The sequence below is a fragment of the Saccharothrix obliqua genome (genome assembly GCF_019375475.1).
Lineage (GTDB): Bacteria > Actinomycetota > Actinomycetes > Mycobacteriales > Pseudonocardiaceae > Actinosynnema > Actinosynnema obliqua.
Genome location: NZ_JAHXGQ010000005.1, coordinates 244,814 through 262,135, shown reverse-complemented (window position 1 = coordinate 262,135; position 17,322 = coordinate 244,814). Strand labels below are relative to the sequence as shown.

At 72.9% G+C, this 17,322-nt stretch carries 21 protein-coding genes; 9 read left to right on the top strand and 12 right to left on the bottom strand.

The annotated features are described in order from the left end of the window. Positions 1–2 precede the first annotated feature (2 nt). On the bottom strand, positions 3–884 hold the full coding sequence (locus tag KZQ38_RS18035) for a UTP--glucose-1-phosphate uridylyltransferase (protein ID WP_219443268.1): 882 nt from the start codon (positions 882–884) through the stop codon (positions 3–5). A gap of 38 nt (positions 885–922) precedes the next feature. On the opposite strand from KZQ38_RS18035, the gene KZQ38_RS18030 reads away from it, so the two are divergent. From KZQ38_RS18030 to mscL, 5 genes are all read left to right on the top strand, one after another. Beyond that, positions 923–1,489, top strand: coding sequence for a 5-formyltetrahydrofolate cyclo-ligase (locus tag KZQ38_RS18030; RefSeq protein ID WP_219443267.1), 567 nt, complete (start codon positions 923–925; stop codon positions 1,487–1,489). A 104-nt stretch (positions 1,490–1,593) separates the two neighbouring features. After that, positions 1,594–1,872: an FmdB family zinc ribbon protein gene (locus KZQ38_RS18025; RefSeq protein WP_219443266.1), complete on the top strand. Its 279-nt coding sequence runs from the start codon at positions 1,594–1,596 to the stop codon at positions 1,870–1,872. A 99-nt stretch (positions 1,873–1,971) separates the two neighbouring features. After that, positions 1,972–2,472, top strand: coding sequence for an SAF domain-containing protein (locus tag KZQ38_RS18020; protein ID WP_219443265.1), 501 nt, complete (start codon positions 1,972–1,974; stop codon positions 2,470–2,472). A gap of 366 nt (positions 2,473–2,838) precedes the next feature. Continuing rightward, a complete protein-coding gene (locus KZQ38_RS18015) occupies positions 2,839–3,249 on the top strand; it encodes a glyoxalase superfamily protein (protein WP_219443264.1) in 411 nt (136 codons plus the stop codon). Positions 3,250–3,384: 135 nt separating this feature from the next. Continuing rightward, positions 3,385–3,807 carry a large-conductance mechanosensitive channel protein MscL gene (gene mscL / locus KZQ38_RS18010; RefSeq protein ID WP_219443263.1) on the top strand — a complete coding sequence of 141 codons (423 nt, stop codon included), beginning with the start codon at positions 3,385–3,387 and terminating at the stop codon, positions 3,805–3,807. 313 nt (positions 3,808–4,120) lie between these two features. On the opposite strand, the gene KZQ38_RS18005 is transcribed toward mscL, so the two are convergent. The 10 genes from KZQ38_RS18005 to KZQ38_RS17960 all read right to left on the bottom strand — a co-directional run bounded on the left by KZQ38_RS18005 (position 4,121) and on the right by KZQ38_RS17960 (position 12,932). Next, positions 4,121–4,309 (bottom strand): hypothetical protein, encoded by a 189-nt coding sequence (locus tag KZQ38_RS18005; RefSeq protein ID WP_219443262.1) that lies wholly within the window; start codon positions 4,307–4,309, stop codon positions 4,121–4,123. Next, entirely contained in the window at positions 4,306–4,806 is a 501-nt protein-coding gene (locus KZQ38_RS18000) for a MogA/MoaB family molybdenum cofactor biosynthesis protein (protein ID WP_219443261.1), read from the bottom strand. Before KZQ38_RS18000 ends, KZQ38_RS18005 begins: the two co-directional genes overlap by 4 nt. Before the next feature lie 202 nt (positions 4,807–5,008). Continuing rightward, a complete protein-coding gene (locus KZQ38_RS37145) occupies positions 5,009–6,691 on the bottom strand; it encodes a trypsin-like peptidase domain-containing protein (protein WP_219443260.1) in 1,683 nt (560 codons plus the stop codon). Positions 6,692–6,743: 52 nt separating this feature from the next. After that, positions 6,744–7,832 (bottom strand): galactose-1-phosphate uridylyltransferase, encoded by a 1,089-nt coding sequence (galT, locus tag KZQ38_RS17990; RefSeq protein ID WP_219443259.1) that lies wholly within the window; start codon positions 7,830–7,832, stop codon positions 6,744–6,746. Between the two features lie 80 nt (positions 7,833–7,912). Continuing rightward, entirely contained in the window at positions 7,913–9,292 is a 1,380-nt protein-coding gene (locus KZQ38_RS17985; RefSeq protein WP_219443258.1) for a sensor histidine kinase, read from the bottom strand. After that, positions 9,289–9,978: a response regulator transcription factor gene (locus KZQ38_RS17980; RefSeq protein ID WP_219443257.1), complete on the bottom strand. Its 690-nt coding sequence runs from the start codon at positions 9,976–9,978 to the stop codon at positions 9,289–9,291. Before KZQ38_RS17980 ends, KZQ38_RS17985 begins: the two co-directional genes overlap by 4 nt. A gap of 51 nt (positions 9,979–10,029) precedes the next feature. Then, complete coding sequence (locus KZQ38_RS17975; protein ID WP_219443256.1) at positions 10,030–10,638, bottom strand: trimeric intracellular cation channel family protein; 609 nt, start codon at positions 10,636–10,638, stop codon at positions 10,030–10,032. Positions 10,639–10,647: 9 nt separating this feature from the next. Beyond that, positions 10,648–11,781 (bottom strand): GNAT family N-acetyltransferase, encoded by a 1,134-nt coding sequence (locus KZQ38_RS17970; protein WP_219443255.1) that lies wholly within the window; start codon positions 11,779–11,781, stop codon positions 10,648–10,650. A 9-nt stretch (positions 11,782–11,790) separates the two neighbouring features. Then, positions 11,791–12,615 carry a 3-hydroxyacyl-CoA dehydrogenase family protein gene (locus KZQ38_RS17965; protein WP_219443254.1) on the bottom strand — a complete coding sequence of 275 codons (825 nt, stop codon included), beginning with the start codon at positions 12,613–12,615 and terminating at the stop codon, positions 11,791–11,793. Then, entirely contained in the window at positions 12,612–12,932 is a 321-nt protein-coding gene (locus tag KZQ38_RS17960) for an EthD family reductase (RefSeq protein ID WP_219443253.1), read from the bottom strand. The genes KZQ38_RS17965 and KZQ38_RS17960 overlap by 4 nt, the downstream gene beginning before the upstream one ends. A gap of 54 nt (positions 12,933–12,986) precedes the next feature. Here KZQ38_RS17960 and KZQ38_RS17955 point away from each other — a divergent pair, with 54 nt between their 5' ends. The 4 genes from KZQ38_RS17955 to KZQ38_RS17940 all read left to right on the top strand — a co-directional run bounded on the left by KZQ38_RS17955 (position 12,987) and on the right by KZQ38_RS17940 (position 16,203). Beyond that, entirely contained in the window at positions 12,987–13,634 is a 648-nt protein-coding gene (locus tag KZQ38_RS17955) for a histidine phosphatase family protein (RefSeq protein ID WP_219443252.1), read from the top strand. Positions 13,635–13,710: 76 nt separating this feature from the next. Next, a complete protein-coding gene (gene rpsR / locus KZQ38_RS17950; protein WP_219443251.1) occupies positions 13,711–13,944 on the top strand; it encodes a 30S ribosomal protein S18 in 234 nt (77 codons plus the stop codon). Positions 13,945–14,012: 68 nt separating this feature from the next. Next, positions 14,013–14,645, top strand: a complete 633-nt coding sequence (bluB, locus tag KZQ38_RS17945) for a 5,6-dimethylbenzimidazole synthase (protein ID WP_219443250.1) — start codon at positions 14,013–14,015, stop codon at positions 14,643–14,645. Between the two features lie 73 nt (positions 14,646–14,718). Continuing rightward, positions 14,719–16,203 carry a diguanylate cyclase gene (locus tag KZQ38_RS17940; protein ID WP_219443249.1) on the top strand — a complete coding sequence of 495 codons (1,485 nt, stop codon included), beginning with the start codon at positions 14,719–14,721 and terminating at the stop codon, positions 16,201–16,203. A 24-nt stretch (positions 16,204–16,227) separates the two neighbouring features. Here the strand turns inward: KZQ38_RS17940 and KZQ38_RS17935 are convergent, their stop codons facing one another. Next, entirely contained in the window at positions 16,228–16,875 is a 648-nt protein-coding gene (locus KZQ38_RS17935) for a response regulator (RefSeq protein ID WP_219443248.1), read from the bottom strand. Between the last annotated feature and the right edge of the window lie 447 nt (positions 16,876–17,322).

The window sequence follows — 17,322 nt, the reverse complement described above, 5'->3', positions numbered from 1 at the left end:
GTTCAGGAGTTGCCCAGGCGTTCCCGCAACCACTCCCCCAGCTCGGGCCCGTAGTCCGGGTGCTCGAGTGCGAAGTCAACCGCAGCTTTGAGGAAACCCCCCGGATTGCCCAGGTCGTGTCGCCCACCCCGGTGGACGACGACGTGCACCGGGTGGTCCTCGGCGATGAGCAGCGCGATGGCGTCGGTGATCTGGAGTTCGCCGCCCGCGCCGGGCTCGATGCGCTTGATGGCGTCGAAGATCGCGCGGTCCAGCAGGTAGCGGCCGGCCGCAGCGAACGTGGACGGCGCGTCCTCCGGCTTGGGCTTCTCCACCATGCCGACAACCTGCTTGACGTCGTCGTCACCGGTGTCACGCACGTCGAAGACGCCGTACGCGGAGATTTGGTCCTTGGGGATGTCGAACGCGCACAGCACGCTGCCGCCGAACTTGTCGCGGGCGGCCGCCATGCGGGTGAGCACGCCCGTCGGCAGCACGAGGTCGTCCGGCAGGAGGACGGCCACGGCCTCGTCCTCGCCGGTCAGGTTGCCCTCGGCGCAGCCGATGGCGTGCCCGAGGCCGAGGGCCTGCTCCTGGATGGCGGTCTCGACGTGCAGCAGGCTCGGCGCGCGGCGCACCTTCTCGACCAGTTCGGTCTTGCCACGCGCCTCCAGGGTCCGCTCCAACTCGGGCTGCGGCCGGAAGTATTCGGCCACCGCGTCCTTGCCGGGTGAGGTGACGATCACGAGCTTCTTCGCCCCGGCCTGCGCGGCCTCGGTGGCGACCAGTTCGATACCGGGGGTGTCGACGACCGGCAGCAGCTCCTTGGGCACCGCTTTGGTGGTGGGGAGGAAGCGCGTGCCCAACCCCGCAGCGGGCACGATTGCTGTCTGGAAGGCGCTCATGGGAAGCGAGCGTAACGGCGCGCTTAGGGTTACCTGCTATGACGTCCGATCTGCGTAACCAGAAGACGACGCTGCGCACACGGCTGCGGGCCGCCCGGCGTACCGCCCCGCCCGCTCCGCTGTCGTCCGAAGTGCGGCAGGTGGTTGCCGCGTTCGACGTGGTGCCTGGTCAGACGGTGTGCGCTTACCTGGCCGTCGGTGGCGAGCCGGGGTCGGCGGAGATGCTGGACGTGCTGCGGTCCGCCGGGTGCCGCGTGCTGCTGCCGGTGGTGGTCGGTGACGCGCCCCTGGAGTGGGCGGTGCACGACGGCGAGTTGCGGCCCGGTCCGTTCGGCCTGCTGGAGCCCGCCGGCGAGCGGCTGGGGGTGGCGGCCATCGCGGAGGCGGCGGTGGTGCTGGTGCCGGCGCTGGCGGTGGACCGCGGTGGCGTGCGGCTGGGCAAGGGCGGCGGCCACTACGACCGCTCCCTGCCCTACGCCACGGGGCCGCTGGTGGCTTTGGTCCGGGATGAGGAGTTCGTCCCGGAATTGCCGGCGGAACGGCACGATGTCCGGATGAACGCCGTCCTGACGCCGGGTGGGGGCCTGATCCGCCTGCCGCTGTGACGTTGACCAGTGATGTTTGCGTGACGTATGCCGGCCGGCGCATCATCGTTGTTGGCACTCGTGACGTCGGAGTGCCAACCCAGGGACCCGTGGAGGGGCGAACCGTGCCGACTTACCAGTACGCCTGCACCGTGTGCGACCACCGGTTCGAAGCGGTGCAGTCCTTCAGCGACCAGGCGCTGACCGAGTGCCCGGAGTGCCAGGGCAAGCTCCGCAAGCTCTACGGGGCCGTCGGCGTGGTGTTCAAGGGCAGCGGCTTCTACCGCACCGACAACCGTTCCACGACTTCCTCGTCCAGCTCGTCGTCCACGACTTCCGCGTCGTCTTCGTCGTCTTCGTCCTCGTCCTCGGGCGACTCCGCCCCCGCGGCGGCTGCCTCCTAGCCCTCCGGGCAAGGCGAGTTATCCACAGGCCCCCGAGTTGTCCACAACTCGGGGGTTTCCTGCTTCCCACCCCCGCCGAAGATCCGTAAATTCGGCCCCGTGAACCTCACCCGCAAGCTCCTCGCAGCAGCATTTGCCCTGCTCGCGCTGGCCGTGGCGACCTGGCCGACCCCTCCGCGAACCCCCGTGGCGGTGGCCGCGCGCGACCTACCGGCAGACGTCCCTTTGACACCCGCGGACCTGAAACTGGTCCACGTCCCGCCCGAGTTATCCCCAGCGGGAGCCGTACCGGTGGACAAAGCCACCGGCCGCGCCCTCACCGCACCGGCGAGGGCGGGAGAACCCCTGACCGACGCCCGTTTGGCCACGCCCGACCCCTCCATGGCCTCGGTAGCCGTGCACCTGCCGGGCCCGGCCACCACCCTGCTCCGGACCGGCAGCCGGGTGGACGTGATCGGTGAGGAGTCGGCGGTGCTGGCCGAGCAGGCGTCGGTGACCTCGGTGCGCGACGACGTGGTGGTCCTGACGTTGCCCCACCAGGCAGCCACGAGGGTCGCCTCGGCCGCGCTGTCCCAACCGGTGACGGTAACCCTCCGCTGACCGTCTCCCCGCGCACCCCACCGGCCTCCTCTCCCCTCACCCGCGCACGCCCTTCCGCGCCCTCGCACGCCCTCCTCCGCACGGCTCCACACACCGCCCCCGCGCACCCTTCCCACGCGCCAACCACCCCGCCCTGCCCTCCGCACACCCCCTCGCTCCTCCGCACACCGCAGCCTCCGCACACCCCGCTCTCCCCCACGCACAACGGCGCTCCGGCACCGCACACCGCGGCACTTCCGGCATTCCCGGCACCCCCGCAACGGCACCTCGCCCCAGGACCGTCCTGTTCGCACGGAAGTGCCCCCGGCACGACCCGCCAGCCGCCACACTTCAACCCCGACAACAACAACCAGCCAGGAGAGCACAGTGGACTGGAAGCTAGAGGTCGTGATCGTGCCGGTGACCGATGTGGACCGGGCCAAGGAGTTCTACGCCGACAAGCTCGGCTTCCCCGTCGACACCGACCACCGCGCCGGCGACGACTTCCGGGTCGTCCAGGTGACCCCACCCGGTTCGGGGTGCTCGATCGTCTTCGGCAAGGGCGTCGGCGCCGGGACGCCCGGCTCGGTGAAGGGCAACCACCTGGTCGTGGCCGACATCGAGGCCGCCGCCGCGCACCTCGACGCCAACGGGGTGCGGCACTCCGGCATCCAGCACTTCGAGAACGGCGGCATGGCACCCGGCCCGGACCCGCAGGGCCAGGACTACGCGAGCTTCATCTACTTCGACGACCCGGACGGCAACACGTGGGCCGTCCAGCACGTGAAGAACCGCTGACCACCCGACCGTCACCCGCACGGGTCATGTGACCCGTGCGTGGGTGAGACACGAGTACGCACCACGTCACAGGAGGTCGGTCAAGCCGTTACCCTCCGCAAGCCCCCAATGTCCCCCCGAACGGAGGAACCGGCTGTGATCAAGGGTTTCAAGGACTTCCTGATGCGCGGCAACGTGATCGACCTCGCGGTCGCGGTCGTCATCGGCGCGGCGTTCGGCGCGATCGTCACCGCCTTCACGAACAACCTGATCAACCCGGTCGTCGCCCTCTTCGGCGGCAGCAACATCCACGGCCTCGCGGTCCAGTTGGGCAGCAACGACAAGACGGTGGTCGACTTCGGCGCGATCATCACGGCGACGATCAACTTCGTGATCGTCGCGGCGGTCGTCTACTTCGTCTTCGTCCTGCCCATGAACAAGATCAAGGAACGACGCGAGCGCGGCCAGGAACCCGGCCCGTCGGAACCGACGGACGTGGAGCTGCTCAAGGAGATCCGCGACCTGCTCGCCGCCTCCCAGGACCGCGGTCCACGGCCGGGCAACGGCCCGAAGTCCTGAACCACCGGCCTCAACAGCCAGGGCGCAACGCGCAACCCTCGCGATACGTCGCCACACTGCTCCCGCTCAGCAGGGCACCCCTCGCGTCCGGCAGGACGGTCACTCGCGCCCCTCAGGAGTTCGCGCGCGGCGCGGCGGCACGCGGCGGGGCATCACTCGCGGCGTGGTAGCGCATCACTCATGCCCGGCAGAAAACCGCCCGCGGCATCGCCCGCAGCGGGGTCCCGCGGCGGCACCGGTCGCGCGGCGGCGAATCACCCGCGGCGCGGCGGCGGATCGGCCTCCCCGGCGCGGCCTCATCGGGAGCGCGGCCTCACTCGTGGTGGGGCGGGCGGTTTTCCAGGTACCACTGGTCGTCGTGGCGGTGGGGGGCCGGTTCGTCCGGGGTCTCCGGGAGCACGTCACCGAAGACCTCGGCCAGCCGACGACGCCGCGCCGCCTCCTCCGCCGCCGCGTCGGCGGCCGGGGTGGGTGCGGCGTCGTCCGCGGGCCGTTCGGTCATGACTCGTCTAGCCCGGAGAGCTGTTCGATCACGTACGGCACGAGGGACGACAGGGTCGCCATGCCGTCCCGCACCGCCGAGCGCGAACCCGCCAGGTTCACCACGAGGGTGCTGCCGGACACGCCCACCAGACCACGCGAGATACCCGCGTCCACCGCACCCGCGGCCAGCCCCGAAGCACGCAACGCCTCGGCGATGCCCGCGATCGGCCGGTCCAGCACGCCTTGCGTGGCGTCGGGCGTGACGTCGCGGGGCGACACGCCCGTGCCGCCGACGGTGACCACCAGGTCGACACCACCGATGACCGCCGTGTTGAGCGCGGCGCGGATGCCCACGACCTCGCCCTCCACCGCGACGGTGCCGTCGACGATGAATCCCGCTTCCTCCAGCAGCTCGGTGACCAGCGGCCCCGTGCTGTCGTCGTGCTCACCGTGCGCCACCCGGTCGTCCACGATCACGACAAGGGCGCGTCCCAGGCGCTGCGCGCTGCGTTCCATGCGGATCACCGTAGCCAATCGGCGGATATGACGGTTCCGCGACGTCACGTGGTCTTCACGCGCGTCGCCCGACCGTTCGGTCTGGTTGCCCACCACGTGCGGCTATTCCAACCGACGTGAAACCAAGGACACCCGCCGGCGGGTGAGGGGCGGCCCGCCGGCGGGTGGTCTCGGTACCGGCCCGCGAGGGGCCGGGGTCCTGCTACCGGGTTTCCACGGGCTGACTGCCGAGGGTCACCTCGACCGTGCGCCCGCCGTCCACGGTCAGCTGCACCTTCTCCCCCGGCGCCCGCGAGCGGACCGCGGCGACCAGGGCGTCGGAGCTGTCGATGGGGCGGTCACCGAACTTGGTGATCACGTCGCCCGCCTTGACACCGGCCTGCTCGGCCGCGCCGCCGCCGGTGACCTCGCGCACCTGCGCGCCGCCGTTCTGGCCGTCGGTCACCTGGACGCCGAGCACCGTCTGGTTGGCCTTGCCGGTCTCGCTCAACTCCTTCGCGGTGCGCCGCGCCTGGTCGACCGGGATGGCGAACCCGATGCCGACCGAACCGGCCTGACCCGACCGGCTGCTGTTGGGGCTGTAGATCGCCGAGTTGATCCCGACGACCTGACCCTGCATGTTCACCAGCGGCCCGCCGGAGTTGCCCGGGTTGATCGCCGCGTCGGTCTGGATGGCGTTCAGCACGGTCGCCTGGCTGCCGTCCTCGCCGCCGGCCCGCACGGGGCGGTTCAGCGAGCTGACGATGCCCGACGTCACGGTGCCGTTGAGGTCGAACGGCGAACCGACGGCCACCACCTGCTGCCCGATCCGGAGGTCACCGGAGTTGCCCAGTTCGGCGGTGGGCAGGCCGTTCACGCCGTCCGCCTTCACCACGGCCAGGTCCGACGTGGGGTCGCGGCCGACGATCTTGGCGCTCGCGGTCCGGCCGTCCTGGAACTTGACCCGCATGGGCCCGCCGTTGGCGGCGGTTTCCACGACGTGGTTGTTGGTCAGCACCAGGCCGTCGGAGCTGAGCACGAAGCCGGAGCCCGCGCCACCGCTGACCTGCACCTGCACCACCGTCGGCAGCACCTTCTGCGCGACCTGCTCGATGGAGCCCTGCGGCGCGTTGCCGGTCTGCTGGGCGGGCGGCGCGGCGTTCAGCGCGTTGGTCACCGGCCCGGACCGCTCGGCCGCCTGGTAGCCGACGTACCCGCCGATCCCGCCGGCGAGGGAACCCACGCCGAGCACGAGCGCGGCGATCCCCGCGACGACCTTGCCGCGGCCACGTCCCCGCGGTGTGACGACCGCCGGTCCGGGCGGTGCGTAGTGGGGTCCCGGCCCGCCGAGCTGACCGGGTACCTCGGAACTCCACGCGGGAGCACCGTTCCAGGGCGCGTCCGCGCGCCCGGCATGGCCGGGCACCTCGTGGCCGCCCCAACCGGGCTGCCCGGAACCGCCGCTCCAACCGGTCGCGGTGTCCCCCCGACCGGCCTGGTTCGGCACCTCGTGGCCGCCCCAACCGGACTGGCCGGGCACGTCCGGACCGCGGTGCGCCCAAGCCGATGGCGGTGCGCCGGAGCCGCCCTGCACGGCTCCGGGCGCACCTGAACCCGATGACCCGGCGCCACCCTGCGAGGCGCTCGGCACATCGGCGGCCGGCGTCGTCCGGCTCCCCTGCGAAGCCGTCGCGACGCCTTCGTGCGGCACGGCGTCTCCCTGCGAAACGCCCTGCGCGCGTTCCGGCGGTACGGGGCTGCCCTGCACAACCCCGTGCGCGCCGTCGTCCGGCTCACCGGCACCCTGCTGCCGGGAACCGGCGTTCCCCTGACCGGTCCCGGCGCTCCCGCGCGCCCACGGCTCGGGTGAGGGCTGCTGCGGCGGCTGCGACTCGTTCTCGGTCATGTCCACCACTCTGGGGTGTGCGCCTGAGAGGAGCCTTAAACAGACCTGGGGATCACTTGTGAGACTCGCGCAGGCGCTCCGCGATCTGCTCCGGCGTCACGTCGTTGATCCACACACCCATGCCCGACTCGGAACCCGCCAGGTACTTCAGCTTGTCGGCGGTGCGCAGCACGGAGAACACCTCCAGGTGCAGCCACGCGAGGTCGCGCCCGGTGCGCACCGGCGCCTGGTGCCACGCGGCGACGTACGGCAACGGCCGCCGGTAGAGGCCATCCAGGCGACCGAGGACACGCAGGTACACCAAGGCGAAGTCGTCACGCTCGGCGTCGGTCAGCGCGGGCAGGTCGGGCACCTGCCGGTGCGGCACGACGTGCACCTCCACGGGCCACCGCGCGGCGGCGGGGACGAAGGCCGTCCAGTGCTCGGACGTCTCCACGACCCGCGTGCCCGCGGCACGCTCCGCGGCCAGGACGTCCCCCATCAAGGGACGTCCGTGCGCATCGCGGTACTCCGCCGCCATGGCGAGCATCCGCTCCGTCTTCGGCGTCACGAACGGGTAGCCGTACACCTGCCCGTGCGGGTGGTGCAGGGTGACGCCGATTTCCTCGCCCCGGTTCTCGAACGGGAACACCTGCTCCACACCGCTCACCTCGGCGAGCGCCGCGGTGCGGTCGGCCCACACGTCCACGACGGTCCGCACCCGCGACGGCGGCAGCTCGCCGAAGGACGTGTTGTGGTCGGACGTGAAGCACACGACCTCGCACCGCCCGCGCCCGGCGGCACGCGCCACCATCGGCATCCCTTCCACGGTCGGCGGCACGTCGGGAACGCCCTGCGCGAACGACGGGAACCGGTTCTCGAACACGGCCACGTCGTAGCTCGACTCGGGTATCTCGGTGGGCTTGCCGGGCGCGGACGGGCACAGCGGGCACAGGTCGGCCGGCGGTTTGTAGGTGCGGGTCTGCCGGTGGGCGGCCATGGCGACCCACTCACCGGTCAACGGGTCCCGCCGCACCTCGGACGCGGGCCGCGCCTCGGGCAGGTCCCGCTCGTCCGCGGCGGTGCGCGGTGGCGCGTCCGCCGTGTCGTCGAAGTAGATGATCTCCCGACCATCGGCGAGTCGCCTGGCCGTGCGCTTCACCGCAGCACTCCCTCTCCCGTCCCGGTGGGCACCACCGTACGGTCGGCGCGCTCACCCCGCCGGTGCGCGGGTCGAGGTGGTCACGGCCGGCCGGGCAGGCGCAGGGTGAACAACGCGCCGCCCTCCGGCGCCGGCCCCGCGTACGCCGCGCCGCCGTGCCGCTCGGCGGCCTGCTTCACGATCGCGAGCCCCAGCCCCGAGCCGGGCAGCGTGCGTGCCTCGGAGGACCGGTAGAAGCGCTCGAACACGTGCGGCAGGTCGTCGTCCGCGATGCCCCGGCCCGAGTCCGCGACCTCCAGCGCCACGCTGCCGTCGCCCACCTGCCGCAGCTCCAGCCGCACCACGCCGTCCGGCGGGCTGAACTTCACCGCGTTGTCCAGCAGGTTCAGCACGGCCCGCTCCAGCGCGCTGGAGTCGCCGAGCAGCGACCACGGCTGGAGCCGCACGTCGAAGCGCACGTCGGCGGGCGCCCGGCGGCGGGCCCGGTCCAGCGCCCGCTCCACCACCTCGACCAGGTCCACCGGCTCGTGCACCACGTTCGGCGCGTCCTCGCGGGCCAGCTCGACCAGGTCGCCGATGAGCGTGGTCAGCTCGTCGAGCTGGGCGCGCACGTCCGCGTTGATCTCCGCCTTGTCCTCGTCGGACAGGGTCGGCGAGTCCGGCCGCTCGGAGGCGAGCAGCAGCTCCAGGTTGGTGCGCATGGACGTGAGCGGCGTGCGCAGCTCGTGGCCCGCGTCGGCGACCAGCCGCCGCTGCCGCTCCTGCGATTCCGCGACTGCGCCGAGCATCGCGTTGAACCGCTGCGTGAGGCGGGCCAGCTCGTCGTCGCCGGTCACCGGTATCGGCCGCAGGTCACCGGTCATCGCGACGCGCTCGGTGGCCTCGGTCAGCCGCTGCACGGGCCGCAGCCCGGTGCGCGCCACCGCCGTCCCGGCCGCCGCCGCGACCAGCACGCCGATACCGCTGATCACGAACAACACCACGGACAGCTTGCCCAGCGTGGTGATCAGCGGGCGCATCGACTGGGCGATCACCATCGCCTGGCCGTCGGCGTAGGGCACGGAGATCACCCGGAACCCGTTGCGCGTGTCGGTCCACAGGTTCTCGACCTTGCGGCCCTGCGCGACCTCCATGTCGCCCTGCTGCCACGGCGGCGCGACGGTGCCCTTCGGGTACAGCATCTGCCCGTCTTCGCTGAGCAGGCCGATGCGCACGTCACCCGCCGCGAGGAACGCGCCGGGTATCTCGGTGACGTTGTTGTTGACCCGCGGCGCGGTGCGGGCCGCTTCGGCGCGCTGGCGCAGGTTCACGTCGAGCTGGTCGTTCAGGTTGGAGCTGACGGTCATGTAGGCGCCGAGCGACACCACGCCCACCACGCCCGCCACGCAGAACGCCGCCAGCAACGTGACCCTCGCCCGCAGCGAAACCCGCTGGAACCGCCCGTTGGCGGTGTTGATCACGGAGGGGTCTCCCGCAGGACGTAGCCCACCCCGCGCACCGTGTGCAGCAACCTCGGCTCCCCCTCCGCCTCGGTCTTGCGGCGCAGGTAGCCGACGTACACCTCCAACGCGTTGCCGGAGGTCGGGAAGTCGTAGCCCCACACGTCCTCCAGGATGCGGCTGCGCGTGAGCACCTGCTTCGGGTGCGCCAGGAACAGCTCCAGCAACGCGAACTCGGTGCGGGTGAGGCTGATGGGGCGGTCGCCGCGCCGCACCTCGCGGGTGCCGGGGTCCAGCTCCAGGTCCGCGAACCGCAGCACCGCGCCCGCCGGCTCGGCGGCGTCGGCGGCGGCCCGCCGCAGCAGCGCGCGCAGCCGGGCCAGCAGCTCCTCCAGCGCGAACGGCTTGGGCAGGTAGTCGTCCGCACCCGCGTCCAAGCCGGACACCCGGTCGGACACCGCGTCACGCGCGGTGAGCACCAGGATCGGCAGGTCGTCGCCGGTGCTGCGCAGCCGGCGGCACACCTCCAGCCCGTCCAGCCGGGGCATCATCACGTCCAGCACCATCGCGTCGGGACGCTGGGCGACGACCGCCTCCAGGGCCTGCCGGCCGTCGCCGGCCAATTCCACCTGGTAGCCGTTGAATTGCAGTGAGCGGCGAAGCGACTCACGCACGGCCCTGTCGTCGTCGACAACGAGGATGCGCATGGGGTCAGTTTTGCCCCTCGGCCTGAGAGCCGCCTGAGAAGGCGATGTGAGCTAGCCGTCAAGTTTCCTGGCCACCGGGGCGTTCCACTTCCGCCACAGCGCCAGTATCCGCACGCCCGCGATGAGCGCCGCCCCGACCAGCGTCACCGGACCGGCGGGCAGGCCCAGCCGGTGACCGAGCGCGACGATCACCGCACCGCCGAGCGCCGCCACGGCGTAGATCTCGCGCCGCAGCACCAGCGGGATCTCCCGCAGCAGCACGTCCCGCAACGCGCCGCCGCCGATGCCCGTCGTCATGCCCACCAGGCACGCGGCGTACGGCGGCGCGCCCAGGTGGAGCGCGGTGGTGGTGCCCGCCGTGACGAACAGGCCGAGCCCGATCGCGTCCAGCAGCAGCACGGACCGGCGCAGTTTGGCCACGGTCGGGTGGAACTGGAACACGACCAGCCCGGTGCCGGCCGCGACCGCGAGGTACGGCCAGGTCACCAGCGCCGCGGGCGGCCGGACGCCGAGCAGGATGTCCCGCACGATCCCGCCGCCCAGCGCGGTGGTCAGGGCCAGCACGATCACCCCGAACACGTCCAGCCGCGCCCGGACCGCCGCGAGCGCACCCGAGGCGGCGAACGCGGCGATCCCGATCAGCTCCAGCACGGTCAGCACGCGAGGAGGCTAGAAGAAATCCGCCAATCGGGGCACGCCCGGCGCGCCGGTGAGCAGGTCGAGCAGCGGCGCGTCGCCGTCGAGCAGGCCGGCGCGGCGCAACGCGTGCGTGTCCTGGAAGCCGCTGAACCACGGCCCGAGCGCCCGCGCGTGCACCCGCACCGCGCCGCTGCCGCCCGGCTCCAGCCGCACCCGGCCGCCCTCCACGACCAGCCGCCGGCGGCCCGCGTGCCACGGCGCGTGCTCGTCCACCACGTCCAGGTCGACGGCGGCGGACCCGATGACCGCGGCGGTGGGCCAGCCACGTGCCCCGACCGCCGCCGCCAGGTCGACCACCCGCAGCATCCACTGCGACGTGGTCGTGGTGTACCGGATGCCCTGGTTGGTGAGCAGGCCCGGCACGGCCGGGTCGGTGACCCGCAGTGCCAGCCCCTCCAGCAGCCCGGTCCACGAGGCCAGGCCGCGCAGCAGGCCGAGCTGGGTGTCCCGGTCCCGGCCCACCAGGTCGTGCACGCGCAGGCCCGCGCGGTCGCGCTCGGCGGTGAGGTAGCCGCGCACGTCGCCGTCGTGGCCGGGCACCACGGAGACGATGTCGAGCTCGAGCACGTCGGCCACGTCGATCGCGGGCGCGGAGCGGTCCAGCATCCCGTTCACGGTGGACGCCAGGTCGGCGTAGCAGGCGTGCAGCGCGGCGAGGTCGGCCTCGGTGGCGGGGCGGGTGTCGACCCTGGGTCCCGCGGGCAGCCGGTCCAGGGCCAGGTCGAGCGTCTCGTGCACGCCGGCCCGCTCCCAGCCGCGCGACCGGTACAGCGGCGGCGCGGTCGGGAAGAGCACGGACAGCGGCTGCCCGTGCTCGCGCAGGTCGACCAGCGCCCGGTCGAGCAACGCGGAGGCCACGCCCCGGCCCCGCGCGTGCGGGTCGACGGCGACGCCGCCGACACCGCCCATGGGCACCGGCGACCCGCCGTAGAACTGGTGGTGCTCGTTGATCGCCAGCACGGCGGCGGGCCGCCCGTCCAGCTCGGCGATCAGCCCGCGCCTGCCCGGTCGGACCGGCCGGTCGTCGGACGTGCCGCCGAACGCGACCTTGCGCAGCCGGACGACGTCGTCGGTGTCGTCCCCGTTCCACTCCCTGATCAGCACGTCGCCTGCTTACCAGGTGAAGAAGCCCCGCCCGGTCTTGCGGCCGAGTTCGCCCGCCGCGACCTTGGCGCGCAGCAGGGCGGGCGGTTCGAAGCGCGGACCGAGTTCGGCGGCCAGGTGCTCGGCGATGGCCAGCCGCACGTCCAGGCCCACCAGGTCGGTGAGCCGCAGCGGTCCCATGGGCCAGCCGTAGCCCAGGCACATCCCGGTGTCGATGTCCTCGGCCGAGGCGACGCCCTCCTCCAGCATCCGCATGGCCTCGATGCCGACCGCGACGCCCAGCCGGGACGTGGCGAAACCCGGCGCGTCCCGCACCTCGATCACGGTCTTGCCGAGCTGCTCGGCCCACGCACGGGCCTTCGCGACGACCTCGGGCGCGACCCCGTCGTGGTGCACCAGTTCCACCAGCCGCTGCACCGGCACCGGGTTGAAGAAGTGCATCCCGAGCACGCGTTCACCGGGCAGCCCCGCGGCGAGGCGGCCGATCGACAGCGACGACGTGTTGGACGCCAGCACGGCGTCCGGGCACGCCTCCGCCGCGGCGGCGAGCACGCGGCGCTTCAGCTCCAGGTCCTCCGGGACGGCCTCGACCACGAGTTCGGCGGGCACGGCGGCCGGCCGCTCCACCACCGTCAGCCGCGTCAGCAGGTCGTCCGGCTCGGCGTCCAGGCGGCCCTTCGCGGCGGCCTTGGCGAGGGAGTCGGCGACGGCACGCCGGGCCGCGGCGGCCCGGGCCGCGCCGGACTCCGCGAGCACGACCTCGTGCCCGCCCGCGAGCAGCACGTGCGCGATGCCCGCGCCCATCGTGCCGCCGCCGATCACCACGGCGATCATGCCTCGACGACCTCCGCGGCGAACATCGCGACCAGGTCCAGGCCGCCGATCTCGGTGAGGTTCACGCCGGCGGCCTGCCACTCGGGCGAGGCGATCGCGGCTTTGAGGGCGTCCGCGGACTCGAAGTACAGCTCCGCCACCAGGTGCGGCTCGTGCTCGCCGAGGAAGCCGGGTACGAACACGCGGGACACGGTGGCGACCTCCACCCGCAGCAGGCCGGGTGTGCGCGCGACGAGGGGCAGGTGGGTGTCGAGGTAGGCCCGGTCGAACTCCTCGACGTGGTCGGGTTTCCGGTACAGCGCGATGTACTTGATCATGTGACACCTTCCGTCCGGCTACCCGCCGGACTGTAACACCGGCACCATGGTCGGGTGCGGATCATCCTGCTGCGGCACGGTCAGAGCCTGGGCAACGTCGACGAGCTGGCGTACTGCCGGATACCCGATCACGCGCTGCCGCTCACGCCCCTCGGCGAGCAGCAGGCCGCCGCGGCCGGACCGCGGGTGAAGGCGCTGCTCGACGGCGCGCGGACGGCGGTCTACGTCAGCCCGTACGTGCGGACGCGGGCCACGTTGCGCGCGCTCGCGCTCGGCGACCAGGCCGAACGCGTGGTCGCCGAACCCCGGCTGCGCGAGCAGGACTGGGGCAACCTCCAGGACCCCGTCCAGCAGGAGGTGCTCAAGCACCAGCGGCACGCGTTCGGCCACTTCTTCTTCCGCCTGCCCAACGGCGAGTCGGGCGCGGACGTGGACGACCGGCTGGCCGCGTTCCTGGTGGACCTGGAGACGCGGATGACGCGGCCCGACCACCCGGACACGGCGCTGGTCGTCTCGCACGGCCTCACCATCCGCCTGCTGTGCCGGCGGCTGTTCGGGTGGAGCATCGAGCTGTTCGAGTCGCTGTCGAACCTGGACACGTGCGAGCACCGCGTCCTCACCCACGACGGCGCGCGATGGGCCCTGGACCGGCCGTTCGCCCAGTGGCGCGACTCCCCGGACGGCGAGACCCAGGTGCGCTGACCCCGGTTGCGGTTGCGGGCGCGCGCGGGCGGAGGTGAGCTGACCGGTGTCCGAGTCGAGCAGCTAGGAGAGCACCGTGCCCAAGCCCGAACGGCCGCTCAAACGCCGCCGCAACCTCCTGCGCGAGCAGGGCGTGACCACTGTGGACTGGAAGAACGTCACGCTGCTGCGCAAGTTCATCTCCGACCGGGGCAAGATCCGGTCGCGCCGCGTCACCGGCCTCACGCCGCAGGAGCAGCGGCAGGTCGCCACGGCCATCAAGAACGCCCGCGAGATGGCGTTGCTGCCCTACCCCGCGGCGGGCCGCTGACCCCCGTTGAGACGCACGCCACGACCACGGCGGCGGGTTCACCGGATCGCGTGAGGCACGATCACGCGATGAGCTTTTACGACGTGCTGCACCGCCGGCGGGACACCAGGGGTGAGTTCACCGGCGCCCCCATCCCGCCCGACGTGCTGCGCCGGGTGCTCTCCGCCGCGCACGCCGCGCCCAGCGTGGGCCTGTCCCAGCCGTGGGACTTCATCGTGGTGCGTGACGAGCACACCCGGCGCGCGTTCCGCGACCACGTGCAGGCCGAACGGGACGTGTTCGCGTCCGGTCTGGACGGCGAGCGCGCGGAGACGTTCGCCCGGATCAAGGTCGAGGGCATCCTCGAAGCCACCCTCGGCGTGGTCGTCACCTACGACCCCGACCGCGGCTCGCCCGCCGTGCTGGGCAGGCACGCCATCGCCGACGCGGGCCTGTACTCGGTGTGCCTGGCGATCGAGAACCTGTGGCTCGCGGCGACCGCCGAGGGCCTGGGTGTCGGCTGGGTCAGCTTCTACCGCGAGGACGCGTTGCGCCGCCTGCTGGACATCCCGTCGACCGTGCGGCCGGTGGCGTGGCTGTGCGTGGGTCCCGTGCACAGCCTGCCCGGCGCACCCGACCTCGAACGGCACGGCTGGCGCAACCGGCTGCCGCTCGAAGACGTGCTGCACCAGGAGCGTTACACCCGGCGGTCGGCCCGGTAGCCTGTGGAAACCGTGCCGCTGGCGAGCGGGACCGCGTAACCCCTCGCCGAGTCGGAATGGAGTGTCAGCACGAGTGGAGCAGCGAGAGCCGCGCGCAGCGGCGCCCGGGGCGGACGACGAGGTCAAGGCGTTGCTGGACGCCGGCCGCCTGGTCGAGGCGAACACCCTGTTCGACCGGGTGGTGAGCCGGGTGCCGCCCGGCGCGGACCGCTGGGCGCGCTCCGCCGTGCTGGTCAACCGGGCCAAGCTCGCGTGGCGCCTCGGCCGCATCCCGCTCGCGCTGGAACTCGCCGCCGAGGGCTGGACGGACCTCGACGGCGAGCACGCCGACGACCCGGCCGCCGCGCAGGCCATGCTCGCCCTCGGCTACCTGCTGGAGGGCATCGGCAACCGGCGGGCCGCCGTGGACCTGCTGCGGCTGTCCGTGCGGGTCGCGCGGCGGGCCGACGCGCCGGAAGTGCTCGCGGGCTGCCTCCAGGGGCTCGGCGGCACGCTCAACTTCCGCGCCATCTCGTCGCCGCCGGAACTCGCGCCCGGCATCTTCGCCGAGGCGCGCGACCACCTGCGGGAGGGCCTGGCGCTGACCCGCGACCCCCAGCTGCACCGGGCGCTGCTGGGCGCGTGCGGCCGGTCGCTGGCCGGGGTGGGCGACCTGCCCGCCGCCGACGAGGCCGCGAGCGAGACCCTGCGGCAGGCCGTCGAGGCCCACGACCGGTGGGCGGAGGCCGTGGCCAACTGGGTGCTCGCCGTCGTGCGGCGGGAACGGGCCGAGCTGGCGGGCGCGCGCACCCTGGCCAGCCGCGCCGTGGCCGCCGCCGAGGCGATCAACGACACCTCCCTGCTGCTGCGGTTCTCGCTGGACCTGGCCGACATCTGCGCGCGGATGAACGACCCGGTCGGCGAGTCGGCCGCGTTGCGCCGGTCCGTGGCGGCCGGTCGCACGGCGACCGAGACGTTGCAGGAGGGCCTGGCGCAGGCGCTGGAGCAGCGGCGGGTGGCCGTGCAGGCGCAGCGCCTGGCCGTGGCGGCGCAGGAGGCCGCCGCGCGCGACCCGTTGACCGGGCTGGCGAACCGCCTCGGGCTGGAGCGGTCGGCGCCCGCGCTGCTGGAGAGCACCACCACGCGTGGCCGGGTGCCGTGGCTGGTGCTGGTGGACGTGGACTGGTTCAAGGACGTCAACGACGACGCCGGGCACGCCGCGGGTGACGCGGCGCTGCGTGAGATCGCCCAGCTCCTGCGCCGCGAGTGCCGGGCGGGCGACCTGGTGGCCCGGTGGGCGGGCGACGAGTTCGTGGTGCTGCTCGGCGACAACGAGGGCGCCGCGCACGACGTCGGCCCGACCGTGGCCGAGCGCATCCGCGCGGCGGTGGACGACCACGACTGGACGATGGTGCTCGGCACGACCCGCCGACCGACGGTGAGCATCGGCGTGGCCGCCGGCGCGACCCGGTTGGACCAGCTCTTCGCCGCCGCCGACCTGGCCCTGTACCGGGCCAAGCGGCACGGCCGCAACCGGGTCGAGGTGGAACCGGCGGTGGGCGTCGGGGAGACCGTCTGACCCGGCGCCCGACCACCGCACCGGTCAGGCGATCAGCCCGCCGCGGAACGCGACCAGCGCCGCCTGCACCCGGTTCACCGCACCGATCTTGCCCAGCACCGACGACACGTAGCCCTTCACCGTCGCCTCGGACAGGTGCAGCGTGCCGCCGATCTCGGCGTTCGACATGCCCTGTCCGATGAGGACCAGCACCTCGCGCTCCCGCTCGGACAGCGAGGCCAGCAGCCGCCGAGCGGGTTCCGCCGCCCGCTCACCGTCCGCGACCGCCGCGAGCACCCGTGCCGCCACACCGGGGTCGAGCACCGCGCCGCCCGCCGCCAGGTCGCGCACCGCGCGCACCAGCTGCTCCGGCTCGGTGTCCTTGAGCAGGAAGCCCGACGCGCCCAGCCGCAGGGCCTCCGACACGTACTCGTCCACGTCGAACGTGGTCAGCATGGCGATCCGCGGCGGGTCCGGTATGGCGCGCAGCCGGCGCAACGCCATCAGCCCGTCCGAGGAACGCATCCGGATGTCGAGCAGCACCACGTGCGGGCGGTGCTGGCGGGCCAGGTCGGCCACCAGGTGCCCGTCATCGCATTCGGCCACGACCTCGATGTCGCCGGCGCTGCTGAGGATCATGCGAAGGCCGGACCGGACGAGATCCTCGTCATCGGCCAGCATCACCTTGATCACGACGCCTCCCCGCGTTGGCGTTTCGTGTTCGTGCCCGCCCAGCATCGCGCACGAACACGCAAGCTGACGTTAATTCATCGTTATCTCACCACGGAACACGACCGGAACACCCTGTTCACAGTTGCCAGGAAATACCGGTCACCGCGAGTGGACCCGCGCAACTTCCTGGCGCGGGCACGGCCACCGGGCGCAGGCGCGGTCGTCCGGACAGAGCGCGGATCATTGCCCGTGACGGGCGAAACCACGGGGTTCGGGGCCGTTGACCGTGAACGCGGGCGGGCGGCGCGGACCACGTCGGGCTGCGCTGTCCGGCGCTGCCACCGCTGGGGCGGACGGGCCGGCGGACCACCGGCCGTTCCACGCAGGGCCGTGGATGGAGAACCCGGTCGGCGGCATTCCACCGGTCCATCACACGGGACAGCGGGAGTGCGCACGAGTCCTCACAGG

Excerpts from the sequence above, each read along its gene's own strand:
- KZQ38_RS18005 (WP_219443262.1), bottom strand. The coding sequence starts at position 4,309 with ATGACCGAACGGCCCGCGGACGACGCCGCACCCACCCCGGCCGCCGAC.
- KZQ38_RS17965 (WP_219443254.1), bottom strand. The coding sequence starts at position 12,615 with ATGATCGCCGTGGTGATCGGCGGCGGCACGATGGGCGCGGGCATCGCG.
- KZQ38_RS37145 (WP_219443260.1), bottom strand. The coding sequence starts at position 6,691 with ATGACCGAGAACGAGTCGCAGCCGCCGCAGCAGCCCTCACCCGAGCCG.
- bluB (WP_219443250.1), top strand. The coding sequence starts at position 14,013 with ATGAGCTTTTACGACGTGCTGCACCGCCGGCGGGACACCAGGGGTGAG.
- KZQ38_RS18000 (WP_219443261.1), bottom strand. The coding sequence starts at position 4,806 with ATGGAACGCAGCGCGCAGCGCCTGGGACGCGCCCTTGTCGTGATCGTG.
- KZQ38_RS18030 (WP_219443267.1), top strand. The coding sequence starts at position 923 with ATGACGTCCGATCTGCGTAACCAGAAGACGACGCTGCGCACACGGCTG.
- KZQ38_RS18035 (WP_219443268.1), bottom strand. The coding sequence starts at position 884 with ATGAGCGCCTTCCAGACAGCAATCGTGCCCGCTGCGGGGTTGGGCACG.
- KZQ38_RS17960 (WP_219443253.1), bottom strand. The coding sequence starts at position 12,932 with ATGATCAAGTACATCGCGCTGTACCGGAAACCCGACCACGTCGAGGAG.
- KZQ38_RS17980 (WP_219443257.1), bottom strand. The coding sequence starts at position 9,978 with ATGCGCATCCTCGTTGTCGACGACGACAGGGCCGTGCGTGAGTCGCTT.